The organism is Roseovarius sp. A46, assembly GCF_004126395.1.
GTDB classification, from domain to species: Bacteria; Pseudomonadota; Alphaproteobacteria; order Rhodobacterales; family Rhodobacteraceae; genus Roseovarius; species Roseovarius nitratireducens.
This window is the reverse complement of record NZ_PVWS01000071.1, coordinates 1-1,441: the sequence shown is the minus strand read 5'-3', so window position 1 is coordinate 1,441 and position 1,441 is coordinate 1. Positions and strand designations below refer to the sequence as shown.

1 protein-coding gene is annotated in these 1,441 nt (G+C 61.1%); it reads right to left on the bottom strand.

What is annotated here, in order from left to right; genetic code table 11:
* Positions 1-283: 283 nt before the first annotated feature.
* Positions 284-1,309 carry an IS110 family transposase gene (locus tag C6W92_RS17425; RefSeq protein WP_129435388.1) on the bottom strand — a complete coding sequence of 342 codons (1,026 nt, stop codon included), beginning with the start codon at positions 1,307-1,309 and terminating at the stop codon, positions 284-286.
* Between the last annotated feature and the right edge of the window lie 132 nt (positions 1,310-1,441).

Here is a 1,441-nt window from a genome sequence, read left to right as displayed (position 1 = left end):
CACCTCCGGTCATTGGACGGCTGGAGGTCGGTCTTCAGGTCATGTGCGAGACAAATGCGCTTTAGGCTCCGAGTGCGCGTCTTTGAAACGTTTGCCGGGTCAGGGTCGTCTTCGCGGTCGACACGTCGGTCGCCGCATGATGGGTCTCCGCGGAGGAGCCTTCCAATGTGCGAAACGCACTCGGCTGTTTTAGCTGGTGCAACTCGATCAGCGGAATGGCTCGACCTACGTCCCGGCAGGGACGCCTTGGCGCGCTCGCGGCTTGAGCGCTATTGGTGAAGTGTCAGGCTGCGACCTTTGCGACCCGCACGAACGAGGTGTCGGCCCGGAGCATTGCATGCATTATAACTGCGAGTTTTCGGGCCACCGCGACGGCAGCGCGCTTGAAGCCGATGCGCTCCTTGAGTTTCAGCCCCCATGTCCGCAGGTCGCTGTCGGCACGGCTGCGGGTCAGAATGACCATTGCCGCCTCATAGAGAAGGCTTCTCACATGGCGGTCGCCGCGCCGGGATATGTGACCATCGTAGTCGACTTCCCCGGATTGGTATCGCCGGGTGGTCAGGCCCAGCCAAGCCCCGACAGAGCGGGACCTGCGGAAGTTGTCAGGGTTTTCGATGGCCGTCACGAATGCGGTTGCCGTGATCGCTCCGACGCCAGGGATCGACATAAGAAGCTGGCATGCCTTCTCCTGGCGCGCCTGCGCGACGAGCTGTCGGCCAAGCTCGACGGACTGAAGGCGCGTTGTGCGCCAAGCCTCCAAAAGCGGCAGCATAATTTCAGAAAGCCCGGGATGATCAGCGAGCAGCCGACGGACATTTCTTTCGAAGTTACTGCCCTTACCGGCAGGAACCACCAATCCGAAAGTCTTCATCAAGCCCCGGATCTGGTTGGAAAGTGCGGTCGTGATCCGGACCAAGTGGCGCCGAGCCGCCACAAGCGTCCGGGTCAACATGCTGTCGAAGCCTTTCACTCGCACCTCACGGAAAAAACCGACTTCCGCAAGATGGGCCAGGCCATCGGCGTCATTCGCATCAGTCTTGTTCGGCGCCATGTCGAGCGCGGCTTTGGCGTGGCGCGCATCGATGCAGATCGCAGGCAAGCCTTCCGAGCAAAGCGCATGGTAGAACCACACCGACAAGGGGCCGGTCTCGAACACAACTCGTTTGGCGAACGACGCACGCTTGCGCACCAGCTGGGCAATGACCGCCGGATCCGAGGCGCATTTCCCGCGCCAGATGCGCTGCCCATCACGTCGGATCGAAACTGCCGTCTCTTTCATCGACACGTCGAGACCGATATACTCTTCCATGGCTGTTCTCCATCAGATGCTTGGGCCCGGCTTCCAGCCGTGAGCCCGTACTTCCATCTTATCGGGGAACAGCCACCCTCCAAGTCCGACCGGTCGTTAGGGCGACTCACTCCCGCGATTACTCCATGTGCG